1 protein-coding gene is annotated in these 617 nt (G+C 45.7%); it reads left to right on the top strand.

Annotation, left to right across the window (positions count from 1 at the left end):
* The coding region (locus ACX17N_RS15935; protein WP_458893550.1) for a GTP-binding protein at positions 1-617 on the top strand (617 nt) is incomplete at both ends.

Genomic DNA, 617 nt, shown 5'->3' with positions numbered 1-617 from the left:
AACGTGGGCACAATCGGTCACGTTGACCATGGTAAAACTACTTTAACTGCTGCGATTGCAACGATCTGTGCAAAAACTTACGGCGGTGAAGCGAAAGATTACTCACAAATCGACTCTGCTCCTGAAGAAAAAGCACGTGGTATTACAATTAATACTTCACACGTAGAATACGATTCTCCAACTCGTCACTACGCTCACGTAGACTGCCCGGGTCACGCCGATTATGTTAAAAACATGATTACTGGTGCTGCTCAGATGGACGGCGCGATCCTTGTATGTGCTGCGACTGATGGTCCAATGCCACAAACTCGTGAACACATCCTTCTTTCACGTCAGGTTGGTGTACCTTACATCATCGTATTCTTAAACAAATGCGACCTTGTTGACGACGAAGAATTACTTGAATTAGTAGAAATGGAAGTTCGTGAACTTCTTTCTACTTACGACTTCCCAGGCGATGACACTCCAGTTATCCGTGGTTCTGCTCTTGCTGCGCTTAATGGCGACGCTGGTCAGTACGGTGAGCCTTCGGTTCTTGCTCTTGTTGAAGCGCTTGACTCTTACATTCCAGAACCAGAACGTGCTATCGATAAAGCATTCTTAATGCCAATCGAAGA

This window comes from Acinetobacter sp. GXMZU3951, from assembly GCF_054457875.1.
Note: the sequence above shows the minus strand (reverse complement) of the source record. Positions and strands in the feature narration are given on the sequence as shown.